Genomic DNA, 15,789 nt, shown 5'->3' with positions numbered 1-15,789 from the left:
ACGCTTGATCGCAGCTTCGATTTCAGATTATCGCGAATTGGCGCGGCGGCGCTTGCCGCGCATGTTTTTCGAATACATCGATGGCGGCTCCTACGATGAGGTGACGCTCGCCGCCAATGTCGCGGACATGCGTGCGCTGAAATTGCGCCAGCGCGTGATGTGCGATGTGTCCAAGCTTTCGACAAAGGCGACATGGTTCGGCCGCGACTATCCGCTGCCGGTGGCGCTTGGCCCGGTTGGCTTCGCCGGTGCGTTTGCGCGGCGCGGCGAAGTGCAGGCCGCGCGCGCGGCGAAGGCGGCGGGCGTGCCGTTCTGTTTGTCGACGGTCGGCATTTGCAGCGCCGAGGAGGTCTCCGCGGTCGCCGGCGATCTGCTTTGGTATCAGCTCTACATGCTGAAGGATCGCGCCTTCATGGAAGGCGTGCTCGATCGCGTGGCCGCACTCGGTGTCGATGTGCTGATGTTCACCGTCGATTTGCCCGTCGGCGGCGCGCGCTATCGCGACATCCGCACCGGCATGAACAATCCGGGCGCGGTGGGGCTCATCAATCGCGTCATGCAAGGCGCGGTGCGGCCGCATTGGTCGTACGACGTGGCGCTGCGTGGTCAGCCGCTGATGTTCGGCAATCTCGTCGGCGCTGTGAAGGGCGCCAAGCAGATCGACGAATTCATGCCGTGGATTGTCGCCAACATGGATGCGTCGGTGACCTGGAAAGATATCGCCTGGGTGCGTGAGCGCTGGAAGGGCAAGATCGTCCTGAAAGGCGTGCTCGATGTCGAGGACGCCGAGCTTGCGCTGCAGCAGGGCGTGGACGGGATCGTTGTGTCCAACCACGGCGGCCGACAATTGGATGGCGCTGCGTCAAGCATCAGCGTGCTGCCGCGCATCGCTGAAAAAGTGGATGAGCGTACGACGATTTTCTTCGACGGCGGCATCCGCTCCGGCATGGATGTCCTGAAGGCGCTTGCGCTGGGCGCCAATGGGTGCCTTCTTGGTCGCGCCTGGGCGCTCGCTCTGGCGGGCGCGGGACAACGCGGTGTCGCTCACGTGCTCGAATTGCTGCGCAAGGAGATGCATGTGGCGATGGCGCTCACCGGCGTGACGGACGTGAAGAACGCCAACCGCGATATTATCGACGCCGCTTGATGGCGATCGCGTCGCAGATGCGCGCGCTGGAAGTCTCGGCGCTGGCCGAGGATTTCGCCGGCTGTTCAATCGTCACGCAACCAAGTCCGGCGCCAAAGGCGGGCGACGTTCTGATCCGCGTGCGCGCGGCCGCTCTCGGTTTTCCTGCGCTGCTGATGACGCGCGGCGCCTATCAACACAAACCCGATTTGCCCTTCGTCTTTGGCGGCGATCTCGCCGGCGAAGTTGTGGCGCTGGGCGAGGGTGTCGCTAATGTTGAACTCGGTGCGCGCATTGCGACCGGCGCACTGACGGGCGCGTTCGCGGAATATTGCGCTGTCCCGGCCGCCGGCCTCACCCCCATACCCGCGCATGCGGATTTCGCCGAAGGCGCGGCGTTTCCTTCGGCCTACCTGACGGCGCATGTGTCACTCGTGCATGCAGCGCAATTGCAAGCTGGCGAGTGGGTGCTTGTGCTCGGCGCAGCTGGCGGCGTTGGCCTCGCCGCGGTTGATTTGGCGACACGCCTCGGCGCCGGTGTGATCGCTGGCGCATCAAGTGCGGAGAAACGCGCGAAGATTTCGCAGGCGTTTCCAAATGCGCGCGTCATCGATTCCAGCGCGCCGTTCCGCGACGAAGTGCGCGAACTCTCCGGCGGCGGCGTGAATGTCGTCTATGACCCAGTGGGCGGCGACGCGTTTGATCAATGCTTGTCATGCCTGTCGTTCGCCGGGCGATTGCTCGTCGTGGGCTTCGCGTCGGGGCGTATCCCCACGCTCGCGGTCAATCGTGCGCTGATCAAGAATATCTCCGTGCTAGGCGTGCGCGCGGGCGAGTATAGCCGGCGCTTCCCGGAGAAGCGGCGCGAGTCGTGGCGCTTTCTTACCGAGGCATGGTCCGAAAACGGCTTGCGGCCGTATGTGGATTCGGAATGGGGTCTGGACGATTGGCGTCAGGCCGTTGCGCGTGTGGTCTCGCGCGCCTGCGTCGGACGGGTTGTTGTCCGGCCCTAAACGATGCGACCTAAGCAATCCGGAGAGTGACATGCGTAAGCTTTTGTTGGCGGGCCTCATCATGCTCGCCGCCGCCTGCAATCGCGCGCCGGAACCGCCCACCGCGGAGGTCGCCGCTGAACGCAGCGCTGCTGTCACCGCCGCTGTCGATGAGCAACGCGCGCGCTTCGCCGCCGCACCCGCGCCGACCAGTGACAACACCGCGTATCAGTTTGTGTTCGATGGTCTTGTTGCCGAGCGCGTGCCGATGACGGCCTTTCAAGGCGAAGTGGTGCTCGTCGTGAATACGGCGTCGCGGTGCGGGTTCACACCGCAATATGCGGGCTTGCAGGAAATTTACACCGAGTATCACGAGCGCGGCTTCGAGGTGCTCGGCGTGCCAGCGAACAATTTCGCGGGGCAGGAGCCGGGCTCGGCGCAGGAGATCCAAGATTTCTGCACGCTGAATTTTGGCGTCACCTTCCCGATGGCCGCAAAGGCGGACGTTGTGGGCGATCATGCGCATCCATTCTATCAATGGGCGCGCACCGAGTTTGGGGACGCGGCCGTGCCGCAATGGAATTTCCACAAGATCCTGGTCGGGCGAGACGGGCGCATCCTGGCCGCTTTCCCATCGGACGTGACGCCCACGTCGGCCGAAATCCGCACCGCCATCGAGGCGGCGCTGGCGACCTAGGCGCACCTCTCCCGGCGGCGCCATTGCGGGTTGCGCTGCGGCTGACTAAGCGATGAGTGACGCGCCATCGCGTCAGCCGAGGAAAGCCCATGCGTAGAGCCGCCATCGTCAGCCCGATCCGTACCGCCGTTGGTAAGTTTCAGGGCGCGCTTGCCTCGATCCCGGCGGGTGAACTTGGCGCGGTGATCCTCCGAGCCCTGATCGAGCGCACCAAGCTCGATCCCGAGCGCGTGGACGATGTGATCTTCGCGCAGGGCTACGGCAATGGCGAAGCGCCATGCATCGCGCGCTGGTCAGCGTTGGCGGCGGATTTTCCGATCTCGGTACCTGGCTATCAGCTTGATCGTCGCTGCGGCTCCGGCCTGCAATCGGTGATCGATGCTGCAATGATGGTGCAGACGGGTGTGGCCGATGTCGTCATCGCAGGCGGCGTCGAGAGCATGAGCAATGTCGAATACTATTCGACTGCCATGCGTGGCGGCGCGCGCGCAGGTGACTCCGTGATGTACGACCGCTTGTCGCGCGGCCGCGTGATGTCGCAGCCGATTGCGCGCTTTGGCGTTATCACCGGCATGATCGAGACCGCGGAAAATCTCGCCAAGGATTATGGCATTACGCGTGAGCAGGCGGACGAATACGCCGTCATGAGCCACAAGCGCGCGACCAACGCTTGGGCGGAAAACAAGTTCGCGGATGAACTCGCGCCAGTACCGGTGCCGCAGAAGAAGGGCGAGCCGATCATGTTCGCCAAGGACGAGGGCTATCGGCCTGACGCATCGATGGAAACGCTCGGCGCGTTGCGCGCGATCGAGAAGGGTGGAATCGTCACCGCGGGCAATGCAAGCCAGCAGAATGATGCGGCTGCTGCGTGCCTGGTTGTGGCTGAGGACAAACTGGACGAACTGAAACTCGAACCAATGGCGTGGTTTCACTCATGGGCCGCGGCAGGCTGCGATCCGTCACGCATGGGCATTGGCCCGGTGCCGGCGGTGGAGCGCTTGTTCAAGCGCAACGGCCTGGGCTGGAAAGATATCGATCTCGTGGAGCTCAATGAAGCCTTCGCGCCGCAAGTGCTGGCCGTGCTGAAGGGCTGGGGCTGGGACGATCGCGACAAGCTCAACGTCAACGGCTCCGGCATTTCGTTGGGCCACCCGATCGGCGCCACGGGCGGGCGCATCCTCGCAAACCTCGTGCGTGAGCTGCATCGCCGCGACGGGCGCTATGGCTTGGAGACGATGTGCATCGGCGGCGGGCAGGGCTTGGCCGCGATTTTCGAGCGCGCCTAGTGCCGCGCGTCATCAGCGCGGACGAGGTGCTGAGTACGCTGCCGCATGGTGCGCGCGTCTTGGTGCAGGGCGCTGCGGGTGAGTCCCGGGTTATCGCGGATGCCGTGCAAGCGGGGGTCGCGGCGCGGCCTGATCTATCGTACGTGGGCGTGTTTCTGCCGGGCGTGAACACGCACGCCTATGGCGGGACATTCACGACCTTCTTCCTGACGCCCGAACTCAAAGCCGCTGCCGCGCAATTTCTGCCGCTTGGCTACAACGACATCCTCTCATATCTTCGCGCTGAACCCATCGACACTGTGCTGTTCACGGCATCGCCAGCGGATGCAGCGGGCCAGTGCAGTTTCGGCGTCGCCGTGGATTTCGCCGCGGAGCTCTGGCCGCAGATTCCAATCCGCATCGCCCACATCAATCCGTCCATGCCGCACACGCGGGGACACGCAGGGCTTCCGTTCGAAGCATTGACGCATGTCGTGCGCGCGGATGCGCCGCTGATTGAGTTGAATGAAGCGCCCGACGATGAGATCGCCCTGGCGATCGGCCGCAACGCGGCGGCGTTCGTACCGGACGGCGCAATCGTGCAGACCGGCATCGGCAAAGCGCCCGGCGCGGTGATGCGCGCGCTGCGCTCGAGGAAGGCCTTAAGCCTCCACACGGGCTTCATTAGCGATTGGGCGCTTGATCTGCACGAGGCTGGCGCGCTCGCAGCCGACGATGCCGTGACAACAGGCTTAGCCATCGGCACCCCGCGCCTCTACACAGCGCTCCATGCTTCACGCTTTGCATTTCAGCCCGTCGCGCACACGCACGCGCCCGATGTGCTGCGCAGCAAGTGTGGGCTGATTGCCGTCAACGGCGCGCTTGAAGTCGATCTGTTCGGCCAAGCCTATGCCGAGCGGGTTCCGAATGGCTTTGCCTCGGGTCCGGGCGGTGCGTTGGATTTCTCGCGCGGGGCCAAGCTCGCGGGCGGCGTGCGCATCCTTGTGCTGCCATCGATGGCGCGGGGCGCCAGCCGCATCGTGACGCCTGGGGCGGGGCGAGGGCCGGTATCGCTCAGCCGCTTCGATATCGATGTCGTGGTCACGGAATATGGCGCGGCGGATTTACGCGGCTGTTCGCATGATGCGCGGGCCGAGCGCTTGATCGCGATCGCCGCGCCCGCGCATAGGGAGATGTTGAAAGCGGCGTGGGACGCGGCGAGTTCTTAGCGGAAGCCGCCTGTCATTTGCGCGGCCGCCTGTGATTCCATCAGCATCGACTCGATTTGCGACATGGGCGCTTTTAGCAGGATCATCCGTGAGAGCTGATGCATACGATCAGCGGCGGCCGCGTTGCCCTGGCGCTGGGCTTCCATAATGCCGAGGCTGATCATCTGCTGCACGCGCTGGCGCTTGGCCGGATCGTTGATGTCGTAGAGCGCGATTTGCAGACGGCGGAGAAGCGAGCCGAGTGGCGGCGGATCACCGGCGTCGTTCACCTTGCGCTGGTCGCCCCAGCGCTTGCCACCGTCGCGTTGACGGCGGTCCGGTCCGAAATAGACCTCGTTATCGACCCACTTCCTGTTCACGTAGCGGAGTTTACATGAATGTTAGCTAACGGCCGATTAGCGAAGCCCTATCTCTTACGAATTAGGCCTTCCTGTGCGGCCGATGCGACCAGCACGCCGTCCTCGCGGTAAATCGCGCCGCGATTGAAGCCGCGCGCTCCAGATGCAGACGGGCTGTCTTGCACGTAGAGGTGCCAGCGCGAGAAGTTCGTGGGGCGATGGAACCAGAGGATGTGATCGAGGCTCGCCGTCTGCACGCCCGACATCCACGACACGCCGTGCGGTCGCATGGAGGTTCCCAACAGCGAATAGTCAGACGCGTACGCGAGCAGCGCTTGGTTTAAGCCGATATCGTCACCGAGGTCGCCACGTGCGCGGAACCACATCTGGTGCGCCGACGGTTTGATCTCGGGAGCTAGGATATTGATGGGTGAAATGTGCCGGGTTTCGATCGGCCGATCGCGCGTCGCACGTGCGAGCTCCTCAGGATGGTCCTTGAAGACGATGCGCAACCGCTCGCTCTCTTCCTGCAGCTCCTCTGGCCGTGGTGCGGACGGCATCTCATCAGCGTGATCGTAGCCGTCTTCCGGGACCTGGAACGAGCAGGCGAGATTGAAGATCTGCTCGCCCTTTTGAATCGCGATCACGCGCCGCGTGGCGAAGCTCTTGCCATCGCGCGAGCGCTCAACTTGGTAGAGCACCGGCAGCGTCGGGTCGCCGGGACGGATGAAATAGCTTTGCAGCGAATGGCAGATCGAACCATTCACGGTTTTGTATGCCGCCGTCAGCGCTTGCGCGACGACTTGGCCGCCAAAGATACGGCCGCGCTCGCCGGGCGGTGAGCGGCCGAGGAAGAGGTTCACCTCGATCGGTTCGAGCGTGAGAATGTTGACGAGTTCGTCCATCACGGACATGGGCGCGACCTGGAGCAGGGGAGGAAGCCCGTTCGATATGGCAGGGCGGCGGCGGGCACAAGCGCCGCCGCTGAATCAGCGTTCAACACGGGCGATCGTGGCCAAAGCGGTGGCCACCAGCTTTGATTCTTCGCCTTTTTCCGCGAAAACGTCGGCCTGAACAGTGGCCTGGCGTTTGCCGGCGCGGACCACCCGGCCTTTGGCGCGCAGCCGCTCGCCAAGCGCTGGTCCGAGGAAGTGCAGCGTATAGCTCGATGTCACCACATCTCCGGCAACGGACGCCGCCGCCCAAGCGCACGCATTGTCGGCCAATGCGCCGATGACACCGCCATGGGCGAAACCGTGGTGTTGCGTCAGCTCAGGCCGGAGATCGAGCAGAATTTCGGACTCGCCGGCCCAGCACTTCAGCGGTTGTGCGGCGAGCATGGTGGTGAAGCCGGATTTTTGCACGCTCTGCTTCAGGCGCGCGAGCATGGCTTCGGGTGTAGCGGGTGTGTCAGTCATGGCGCGAGTGTAGGCGCGTGCGCGGCGCGCTCAATTGTGTCCTTAGGGCAGCAATTGCCCGTACGCGTCGCACCAGGGGTACCGCCGGCCACGCCAGGGACGGGCGAGATGCTCTTCCATCAAGGTTTCGCCGAGATCGCGGCCATCGACATTGATGTACGCGATCGTGCGGCCATAATGATCGGTGCGCCCCGTTGGGCGCGCTTCGAAGCTCTGCGCATTGGCGATGAGATCGCGCACGGCCTGAGTCGCCGCCTCGCCTTGCTCGCGTTCAGCGATGCAGCTGGCGCGGCTGCCGGTTTCCGGCGTGTCGATGTTCACGAGGCGGTACGTGATGTCCGCTTGGCGATCCTCCAGCGTGTCGCCATCGATGACGCGAATGTACGAGTGCGGCGGCCCACGGCTCTCGCCGCTCGCCGACATGAGCGGCAAGATCAACGTCATCCCGCCCGCGCCGAGCGCGAACAAGAAGGCATAAGCTATGCCACCCAGAAATATGCGTCTGCGCCGCGCCATACGCGGAGAAAACGCAACCTCTCTTACGAAAACGTAAAAGGCGTTGGAAATCGAGCCAAATGTTCAGAAAAGCGCAGTGCTTTTAAAGACTTCCCAACCATGCCCGTGTCGTAATCTCGCATACATGCGTGATCTTGCGCTCCCTCCGATCTCGCCGCTTGAACTGGCGGCTGCTGGCGAGGCCCTCTATGGGCGCGACTGGCGGGTGGCGCTGTGCGACGTACTTAATGTCACGACAACCGAACTTGCGATGGTGGAGTGTGGGCAATTGCCGGCGCCGCAATCGTGGCGCGGTGTGTTGGTGAACATCGCGCAAGACGTCGCGTATCGTGCGCTGGAGGCGGCAAGCACGCTGCTGTCATGCAATGCAAGCGGCGCTGAGGAAATGCCCAGCGAATATTACGCGCCGCAACAGCCGCTTTACGCTTAAGCGCTTTTCGCTTCGCCGTCGCCGGCATGGAAGCGGCGCTCGATGATCGACACCGTCTCGGCGACTTGCTCAAGCGCCCGCACGCTGCGCTGCTCGACGCCGTGGATACGTTCTTCCATACGCTGACGCAGCGCCTCGAATTCGCTCGCGAGATCGTATTCGCCCGGCTTGGTGGTTTCCAGCGCATCGAAGCGCCGCTCGTTTGCTGCAACGAAGGTCGAGATACTTTCGCGCAGCGTTTCAAACGCGTCCGCTTGGCGGCCTTCCATTTCGGCGATGCGCGACTGAAGCTCTGCGATAATCTGGTTCTCGGCCAAGCCTTCCGAGATGCCGATCTCAAGTTTTTCGATCCGCTCCTGCGTCTCGGCGCTGGAATCGGCGTTCTGCGAGGCGAGGCGGCCGATGGACCGTGTCACGCCAGCGAGACGATCGAGCGTCTCAGCGCTCGCGCCTTCGAGAGCGGCCACGCGCGCCAGCATATCGGCCTGCGCCCTAGCGAGAGCATCATGCGCGCTGGTGTTGAGCGTAGCGGCTTCTAGACGCGACAAGCGCTCGGTGAATTCCGCGTCGAGCGGGCGTTCGGCGCTCTCGATGGCGCTCAGCCGCGCGCGAAGCGGGGCGATCGCTTGCTCGGCGGCTGCCTTCACGTCCAGCTGCTCAAGCGCCTGCAGGCGCGCCAGCGCTTCGGCATGACGACGGCGCAGATCGGAGAGGTCGTTGTCCAGATTGGCGCGCAGCACCTTCGCCGCGGACTCAGTCTCGGTCAGGCGCGCGTCCAGCGCGGCATCGCCGTCGCTGACATCTTGCACCACCTTCTCGAGCGCTGCGATCGTGCAGGCCTCAACGCGGTGCGTTTCCGCCAAGGTGCGTCGCTGATCTTCAGCCGAAAGCTCTTCGTTCTGAACGATACGTGCGGCCAGCGCATCGATGCGCTGGCGCATGGCGTATTCGTTCTGTGAGCTGCGCGTTTCGAATTTTTCGCGCAGATCGGCGAGGGCCGTGCCGAAATCGTTGCGCCAGGCCTCGCTGATGCTGGCTGTCTCGCCGCGGGCGCGTTGCACTTCCGCCAGCAGATCGGCGTCGGCTTGGCGCAGGCTCTCAACCGCAGTGTCGAGGGCAGCTTGCGTGGTGTCCGCCACATCGCTCAGGCGTTCGCGCACCTCTTCGTCGAGTTTGGCGACGGTGCGCTCTGTCGCGGCAAGCTTCTCGGCCAGGGCAGATGTACGCTCGGAGGCGTCGCTGAACGCCGCTTGCATACGCGCGCGGGTCTCGCTGGTGCTGCGTGCAATGCTGTTTTCGAGACTGCTGCGCATGTCCTCGACGTCGCGCACGACGTGGGCGAGGGCCTCGTCGCTCTGTTGCGCGGCGAGTTCGGCGGCATGGCGGATCTGCGCCAGGCCTGCCTCAATGCGTTCGTCGGTGCCTTCGGCGAACTCCCTGAAATCGGAGGCGACGGCGCGCTTGAGCTCCTCTTGCGCATCGGTCAGGTCGGAGGCGGTGAGTGCTGCGCCGTGGGCGAGGCGCTCGACGCCATCGACACGGCGATCGAGTTCGCTTGTCCATGCGTCCAAGTCGGCGCGGACCTGCGCCTGAGTTTCGCCTAGCTCGGCTGTGGTATGCGCCGTGCCGTGCGCGATACGCTCGACGCTATCCAAGCGCCGGCCGAGATCGCCGCCCCAGAGCCCCAGCTCTGCGCGCATCTGATCTTGCGTCGTGCGCAATTCACCCAGCGCGAGTTCGGCGTCGCCGACGCGTTTGCGCACCAGAGTAAAGTTCCCGGTGCTCTCTTGCGTCGCGCGCGCCACATTGTCGGCGGCGTCCGTCGCGACCATTTCGACTTGGTCCAGCCGACGGGCCAGATCAAACACCGTGGAATCAATGCCCTGAACCGTGGTGTCGAGTGTGCTCACAGAGAGCCCAAGTCGACGTTCCAGCGCCTCGATGCGCACGCGGAGCGCGAGGTGATCTTTTTGCGGGGCGGCGCCGGATGCCGGCGGCTCCGGCAAAGGACGACGCTGCGCCGGCGTCGGCGCGGGCGGCGTCATCGCTTGCGCGAGATAATCGCCAAGGCTCATGCCCAAACGCGCGGCTTCAGCCTCAGCGCGTCGGCGCGTGTCGGGATCGATGCCCGTCAGAACCCAGGAATGCTCGCTCATGATCGTACAGGCATGCGGCGAACGTGCTTAAGGCTGCGTAAAATTGGAGCTTTTGCGGCGTGATCACACGCCGCTCACGAATTGTGACAATCGCCGCCGCAGCAAAACGGCCTAGATCGTAAATGAGATGATAAAATTGGGATGTCGCAGGCTGCTTGCTGCGCGATTCATGCCATGCTTGTGCATGCGAATGAGGCGGCGGCGGGACGTTTTGCGCGCTCCGTCACCTTAGAGCCGCCAGATTCATGTTGTCAGTTTGTTAAGCATCAGACGGCCGGGGCACTTATGTAGGATGGGTAGCTGAGGCCGAGGGCGCGAACGGAGGCACGATGTCTGAAGATATCTTTCGCAACTATGCCCGCACTTTCGAGCAGCGGCGCGAAGCGGAAATGTCGCTGCAGGACTTTTTGAGCCTCTGCCGAACCGAGCCTATGGCCTATGCGAGCGCACATGAGCGCCTGCTCGCGGCCATCGGCGAACCGAAGATGGTCGACACTTCTAAAGACGCTCGCCTCGGCCGTGTCTTTATGAACCGGACAGTGCGGTTCTATCCGGCCTTCGCCGAATTCTACGGCATGGAAGAAACGATCGAACGGATCGTCGCCTTCTTCCGCCACGCGGCCCAAGGCCTCGAAGAGCGCAAACAGATCATCTATCTGCTCGGCCCAGTCGGTGGCGGTAAGTCCTCACTCGCCGAGCGCCTGAAGGCGCTGATGGAAGATCAGCCGATCTATGTGCTCAAAGCCGGCGATCAGATGAGCCCGGTGTTTGAGCACCCGCTCGGTCTGTTCGATCCAGAAGTCTGGGGCGACAAGCTTGAGGACGAATACAACATTCCGCGCCGGCGTTTGTCCGGCTTGATGAGCCCGTGGTGCGTGAAGCGCCTCGACGAATTTGGCGGCGACATCACGAAATTCCGCGTCGCCAAGGTCACGCCCTCGCGCCTGCGTCAGATCGCCATCGCCAAAACCGAGCCGGGCGACGACAACAATCAGGACGTCAGCTCGCTCGTCGGCAAGGTCGACATTCGCAAACTCGAAATGCACGCGCAGAACGACCCTGACGCGTATTCGTACTCAGGCGGCCTCAACCGCGCCAATCAGGGCATGCTCGAATTCGTCGAGATGTTCAAAGCGCCGATCAAGATGCTGCACCCGCTGCTGACCGCGACGCAGGAAGGCAATTATGTCGGCACGGAAAACATCGGCGCCATTCCGTTCCAGGGCATCATCATGGCGCACTCGAACGAGGCCGAATGGCAATCGTTCAAGAACAACAAGAACAACGAAGCTTTCATCGACCGCATCTACGTGATCAAGGTGCCGTATTGCCTGCGCGTGGATGAAGAGAAAAAGATCTACGAGAAGTTGGTGCGCACCTCGGAACTCGCGGAAGCGCCGTGCGCGCCGGCGACACTGGAAATGCTCGCGCGCTTCTCGGTGCTCTCGCGCTTGAAAGAGCACGAGAATTCCAACGCCTTTGCCAAGATGCGTGTCTATAATGGGGAGAGCCTGAAGGAGGTCGATCCGAAGGCGCGCACTTTGCAGGAATACAAGGACGCCGCCGGCGTCGATGAAGGCATGGACGGCATGTCGACGCGCTTCGCGTTTAAGGTGCTCGCCGCGACCTTCAATCACGACACGCAAGAGGTCGCCGCCGATCCGGTGCACTTGATGTACGTGCTGGAGCAGGCGATCCGCCGCGAGCAATTCCCACAAGAACAGGAAGGCAAGCTGCTCGAATTCATCAAGGCCGATCTGGCGCCGCGCTATGCGGAATTCATCGGCAATGAGATTCAGAAGGCGTACCTCGAATCCTATCACGATTACGGTCAAAACCTGTTCGATCGTTACGTGGACTACGCGGACGCTTGGATCGAAGACATCGACTTCAAGGATTCCGACACCGGCCAATTGCTCAATCGCGAGCTTCTAAACCAAGAACTCTCGAAGATCGAAAAGCCGGCGGGCATCGCCAACCCGAAGGATTTCCGCAACGAGGTGGTCAAATTCACGCTGCGCGCACGCGCCAGCCATGGCGGAAAAAATCCGTCATGGACGTCCTACGAGAAAATTCGCGAAGTCATCGAACGGCGCATGTTCAGCCAAGTCGAAGATTTGCTGCCGGTGATCTCGTTCGGCTCTAAGAAGGATAGCGACAGCGAGAAGAAGCACGAGGAGTTCGTGCTGCGCATGACGGAGCGCGGGTACACCGAGCGCCAAGTGCGTCGCCTCGTGGAATGGTACATGCGGGTGAAACAGGCCGGCTAGATCGGGCGCGCTCATGCACATCATCGATCGTCGACTGAATCCAGGCGGCAAGAGCTTTGCAAACAGGCAGCGCTTCCTGCGCCGCGCCCGTGCGCAAGTGCGGCGCGCGGTGCGTGAAAGCTCTAGCCAGCGTTCGATCAAGGACGCCGGCAAGGGGGGCGAAGTCTCCATTCCAGCGGGCGGCGTGCACGAGCCGACGCTGCGTCGCTCCTCACAGGGCGGAAATCGCGACTACGTGCTGCCCGGCAACAAGAAGTACGTCGAAGGCGACACGATTGCGCGCCCCGATGGCGGCGCCGGTGGCAAGCCGCAAGCCAGCGATAGCGGTGAGGGCGAAGACGAGTTCCGCTTCGCGCTCTCCGACGAAGAATATCTCGATCTTTATCTCGAGGATTTGGAGCTGCCCGATCTGGCGAAGCGCCAAATCGCGGGCGCCACGTCGGTGCAATGGCGCCAGGCCGGCTATTCGACATCCGGCCCGCCGTCGCGCATCTCGATTGCGCGCACGCTGCGCCACTCGATGTCGCGGCGTATTGCATTGAAGCGACCGAAGAACGAGGAAATCCAGGCGCTGCGCGACGAGATCGACAAGCTCGAACGCGAGGGTGGTCATTTCGATGATTTGGTCGCGCTCCGGGCCGAGCTTGAGCAGCGCCTCGCGCGCACCAAGCGCATTCCCTACATCGATCCCGTCGACGTGCGATATCGCCGCCTCGAATCCAATCCCAAGCCGATCGCGAAGGCGGTGATGTTCTGCCTGATGGACGTCTCCGGCTCGATGAACGAGCACATGAAGGATTTGGCGAAGCGGTTCTACTCGCTTCTCTATCTCTTCCTCAATCGCCGCTACGAGCACGTGGATGTCGTCTTCATCCGCCATACGCATGAAGCGTCCGAGGTGGATGAGCAGACCTTCTTCTATTCGCGCGAAACCGGCGGAACCGTCGTCTCCACCGCGCTCTTCAAGATGCAAGAGATCGTGCGTGAGCGGTATCCCGTCGACCAATGGAACATCTACGCGGCGCAAGCCAGCGACGGCGACAACACGTCGAGCGACAATCAAGTCGTGCTCGCGCAACTCAACGACCTCATTCTGCCGATCTGCCAATATTACGCTTACGTCGAAGTCGGCATGGACGACGAGGACGAGCACCAGCCTGGCATGGGTGAACCCAGCACCAATCTGTGGCGCGCGTATCGCCGTGTGCCGGCCGACGCGCCGTTCGCGATGCGCAAGGTGCGTCACCGCCGCGACATTTATCCGGTCTTCCGCGAACTCTTTTCGCGTCGCCCCGAGGGCGTGAGTGCGGAGGGCGCCTGATGAGCTTGATCGCCGACTCGAAAAGCAAATTGCTCTACCAAGGCCCAGATTGGGATTTCGATCTGATCAAGCGCGTGCATGAAGCCTGCGGCGAGATCGGTATCAATGAGATGGGGCTCGACCCATATCCCAACCAGATCGAAGTGATCACGACCGAGCAGATGCTCGACGCTTATGCGTCGACCGGCATGCCGCTCTTTTATCGCCATTGGAGCTTCGGCAAGGAATTCGCGCGCAACGAGGCGCTCTATCGCAAGGGCTATCAAGGCCTCGCGTACGAGATCGTCATCAATTCCAATCCGTGCCTCGTCTATATCATGGAGGAGAACTCCGCGACGATGCAGACGCTCGTGATCGCGCACGCCGGCTATGGCCACTCGCACTTCTTCAAGAACAATTACGTCTTCAAGCAATGGACCGACGCTGACGGCATTCTAGACTACCTCGAATTCGCGCGTGGCTTCATCTCCAAGTGTGAGGATCGCTACGGCCAGGAAGAAGTCGAGCGTGTGCTCGACGCCGCCCATGCGTTGCAGAGCCATGGTGTGCACCGCTTTCCACGCAAGCGCATGCCAGACTTGCGGTCGGAGCAAATCCGCGAAGAGGAACGCCGCAAACACGGCGAGCAATTGTTCAACGACCTTTGGCGCACCGTGCCGCAGGGCAAGCGTAAGCAGAACAAGGACGAGGACGCCAAGCGCAAAGCGTTGCTGGGCCTGCCGGAAGAAAACCTGCTCTACTTCCTGGAGAAAACCGCCCCGCGCCTGCGCCCCTGGCAGCGCGAAATCCTGCGCATCGTGCGGTTGATCAATCAGTATTTCTACCCGCAACGGCAAACCAAAGTGATGAACGAGGGTTGCGCCACATTCGTGCACCACCGCATCATGAATCGCCTGCACGAGAAGGGGCAGATCGACGACGGCTCGTTCCTCGAATTCATCCACTCGCACACCGGCGTCGTGCTGCAGCCGGGTTTCGACGACCGCCGCTACAGCGGCATCAATCCGTACGCGTTGGGCTTTGCCATGTGCTGCGACATCGAACGCATCTGCACCAAGCCGACTGACGAGGATCGCGAATGGATGCCGGATATTGCCGGCAACGGCGATCCCTACGGCACATTGCGCGACGTCTGGGCGAACTACCGTGACGAGAGCTTCATCTCGCAATTCTTGTCGCCGCGCGTGATGCGCGATTTCTCTCTGTTCCGGATCACCGACGATGAAACGGAAGACGAGATGGAGGTTGCCGCCATCCATGACGAACGCGGCTATCGCAATGTGCGCCGTGCGCTCTCAAAGCATTACGACATCGCCTATCGCGACCCCGACATTCAGATCATGGACGTCGATCTCGCCGGCGATCGCAAGCTGATCCTGCAGCACCGTGTCATGGACGGCATCACGCTCGTCGAAGGCGACGCGGAAAAAGTGCTCCAACACGTCGCCGACCTCTGGGGTTACGACGTGAAGCTCATCGAGCAGGACGATAACGGCACGGCGCATGCTGAACACCTCGCTAGTCCGCGGCGGATGTTTGCGTAGCTATTTAGGCGCGGCCACCAGAGTGGCGAGGCGATTGGCGTCCAAATACGCGCCAAGTTGGACAATACTCGCCATCACGTCTGGGTTAGTCATTAAGTCGCCCATGGCCTCTTCGCCAAGTGTCCCGAAGGCAGTTTGAAAGGTGGTCTCTGAGCCCGAGGCGGCAATGGCAGCGCGGGTTTCGTCTGCGCAGGTGTCAAACAGGATGCGGTTTACGAGAGCGCCCATTTGCCTATTTGCGTCGAGCCCTTCGCGGTCACCAACGCGAACGGATTGGGGCAAGCTGGGGTGTCGCGACATCGCGATGAACAGCCAACGCGCGGTCACGACGCTGTCTTCTTCGTTGGTGGAGTTCACAACGCATGCGCGGAGTGCATCGATTCCGGAATTTGTTTGCGCCGCCGCCGGAGTCGTCACTAGGACGAGCGCAGTCATTGCGGTGAAAAGTCGGATCATGACGCCCCCTCGATTGTGGGCATCATGCAGC

The 15,789-nt window shown here is 62.4% G+C and carries 15 protein-coding genes; 9 read left to right on the top strand and 6 right to left on the bottom strand.

Annotation, left to right across the window (positions count from 1 at the left end; genetic code table 11):
• The first annotated feature begins 4 nt into the window (after positions 1 to 4).
• From EPJ54_RS11485 to EPJ54_RS11465, 5 genes are all read left to right on the top strand, one after another.
• A complete protein-coding gene (locus tag EPJ54_RS11485; RefSeq protein ID WP_135211849.1) occupies positions 5 to 1,147 on the top strand; it encodes an L-lactate dehydrogenase in 1,143 nt (380 codons plus the stop codon).
• Positions 1,147 to 2,139, top strand: a complete 993-nt coding sequence (locus tag EPJ54_RS11480) for an NADPH:quinone oxidoreductase family protein (RefSeq protein ID WP_239590882.1) — start codon at positions 1,147 to 1,149, stop codon at positions 2,137 to 2,139. Before EPJ54_RS11485 ends, EPJ54_RS11480 begins: the two co-directional genes overlap by 1 nt.
• A gap of 31 nt (positions 2,140 to 2,170) precedes the next feature.
• Entirely contained in the window at positions 2,171 to 2,815 is a 645-nt protein-coding gene (locus tag EPJ54_RS11475) for a glutathione peroxidase (RefSeq protein ID WP_239590881.1), read from the top strand.
• 89 nt (positions 2,816 to 2,904) lie between these two features.
• Positions 2,905 to 4,101 carry an acetyl-CoA C-acetyltransferase gene (locus tag EPJ54_RS11470; RefSeq protein ID WP_135211848.1) on the top strand — a complete coding sequence of 399 codons (1,197 nt, stop codon included), beginning with the start codon at positions 2,905 to 2,907 and terminating at the stop codon, positions 4,099 to 4,101.
• Positions 4,101 to 5,309 carry an acetyl-CoA hydrolase/transferase family protein gene (locus tag EPJ54_RS11465; protein WP_135211847.1) on the top strand — a complete coding sequence of 403 codons (1,209 nt, stop codon included), beginning with the start codon at positions 4,101 to 4,103 and terminating at the stop codon, positions 5,307 to 5,309. The genes EPJ54_RS11470 and EPJ54_RS11465 overlap by 1 nt, the downstream gene beginning before the upstream one ends.
• On the opposite strand, the gene EPJ54_RS11460 is transcribed toward EPJ54_RS11465, so the two are convergent.
• The 4 genes from EPJ54_RS11460 to EPJ54_RS11445 form a co-directional block, all read right to left on the bottom strand.
• Positions 5,306 to 5,668 carry a hypothetical protein gene (locus EPJ54_RS11460; protein WP_135211846.1) on the bottom strand — a complete coding sequence of 121 codons (363 nt, stop codon included), beginning with the start codon at positions 5,666 to 5,668 and terminating at the stop codon, positions 5,306 to 5,308. The genes EPJ54_RS11465 and EPJ54_RS11460 overlap by 4 nt on opposite strands.
• Before the next feature lie 47 nt (positions 5,669 to 5,715).
• Entirely contained in the window at positions 5,716 to 6,561 is an 846-nt protein-coding gene (locus tag EPJ54_RS11455; protein ID WP_135211845.1) for an acyl-CoA thioesterase, read from the bottom strand.
• Positions 6,562 to 6,636: 75 nt separating this feature from the next.
• Positions 6,637 to 7,065 (bottom strand): PaaI family thioesterase, encoded by a 429-nt coding sequence (locus EPJ54_RS11450; protein WP_135211844.1) that lies wholly within the window; start codon positions 7,063 to 7,065, stop codon positions 6,637 to 6,639.
• A gap of 42 nt (positions 7,066 to 7,107) precedes the next feature.
• Entirely contained in the window at positions 7,108 to 7,509 is a 402-nt protein-coding gene (locus EPJ54_RS11445) for a thermonuclease family protein (RefSeq protein ID WP_239590880.1), read from the bottom strand.
• A 196-nt stretch (positions 7,510 to 7,705) separates the two neighbouring features.
• Between EPJ54_RS11445 and EPJ54_RS11440 the strand changes: the two genes are divergently transcribed.
• Positions 7,706 to 8,011: a hypothetical protein gene (locus EPJ54_RS11440; protein ID WP_135211843.1), complete on the top strand. Its 306-nt coding sequence runs from the start codon at positions 7,706 to 7,708 to the stop codon at positions 8,009 to 8,011.
• Here EPJ54_RS11440 and EPJ54_RS11435 read toward each other — a convergent pair.
• Positions 8,008 to 10,167 (bottom strand): coiled-coil domain-containing protein, encoded by a 2,160-nt coding sequence (locus EPJ54_RS11435; protein ID WP_135211842.1) that lies wholly within the window; start codon positions 10,165 to 10,167, stop codon positions 8,008 to 8,010. The genes EPJ54_RS11440 and EPJ54_RS11435 overlap by 4 nt on opposite strands.
• A 329-nt stretch (positions 10,168 to 10,496) precedes the next feature.
• Here EPJ54_RS11435 and EPJ54_RS11430 point away from each other — a divergent pair, with 329 nt between their 5' ends.
• From EPJ54_RS11430 to EPJ54_RS11420, 3 genes are read left to right on the top strand one after another with little or no spacing between them, the layout of a single operon-like run.
• Positions 10,497 to 12,437, top strand: coding sequence for a PrkA family serine protein kinase (locus EPJ54_RS11430; RefSeq protein WP_135211841.1), 1,941 nt, complete (start codon positions 10,497 to 10,499; stop codon positions 12,435 to 12,437).
• Positions 12,438 to 12,450: 13 nt separating this feature from the next.
• A complete protein-coding gene (locus EPJ54_RS11425; protein WP_135211840.1) occupies positions 12,451 to 13,758 on the top strand; it encodes a YeaH/YhbH family protein in 1,308 nt (435 codons plus the stop codon).
• Complete coding sequence (locus EPJ54_RS11420) at positions 13,758 to 15,302, top strand: SpoVR family protein (RefSeq protein WP_135211839.1); 1,545 nt, start codon at positions 13,758 to 13,760, stop codon at positions 15,300 to 15,302. The genes EPJ54_RS11425 and EPJ54_RS11420 overlap by 1 nt, the downstream gene beginning before the upstream one ends.
• Here the strand turns inward: EPJ54_RS11420 and EPJ54_RS11415 are convergent, their stop codons facing one another.
• A complete protein-coding gene (locus EPJ54_RS11415; protein ID WP_135211838.1) occupies positions 15,303 to 15,758 on the bottom strand; it encodes a hypothetical protein in 456 nt (151 codons plus the stop codon).
• Positions 15,759 to 15,789 lie beyond the last annotated feature (31 nt).

This window comes from Vitreimonas flagellata (assembly GCF_004634425.1).
Classification (GTDB): Bacteria; Pseudomonadota; Alphaproteobacteria; order Caulobacterales; family Aquidulcibacteraceae; genus Vitreimonas; species Vitreimonas flagellata.
The sequence above is the reverse complement of the archived record's forward strand: the minus strand, read 5'-3'. Positions and strand labels throughout refer to the sequence as shown.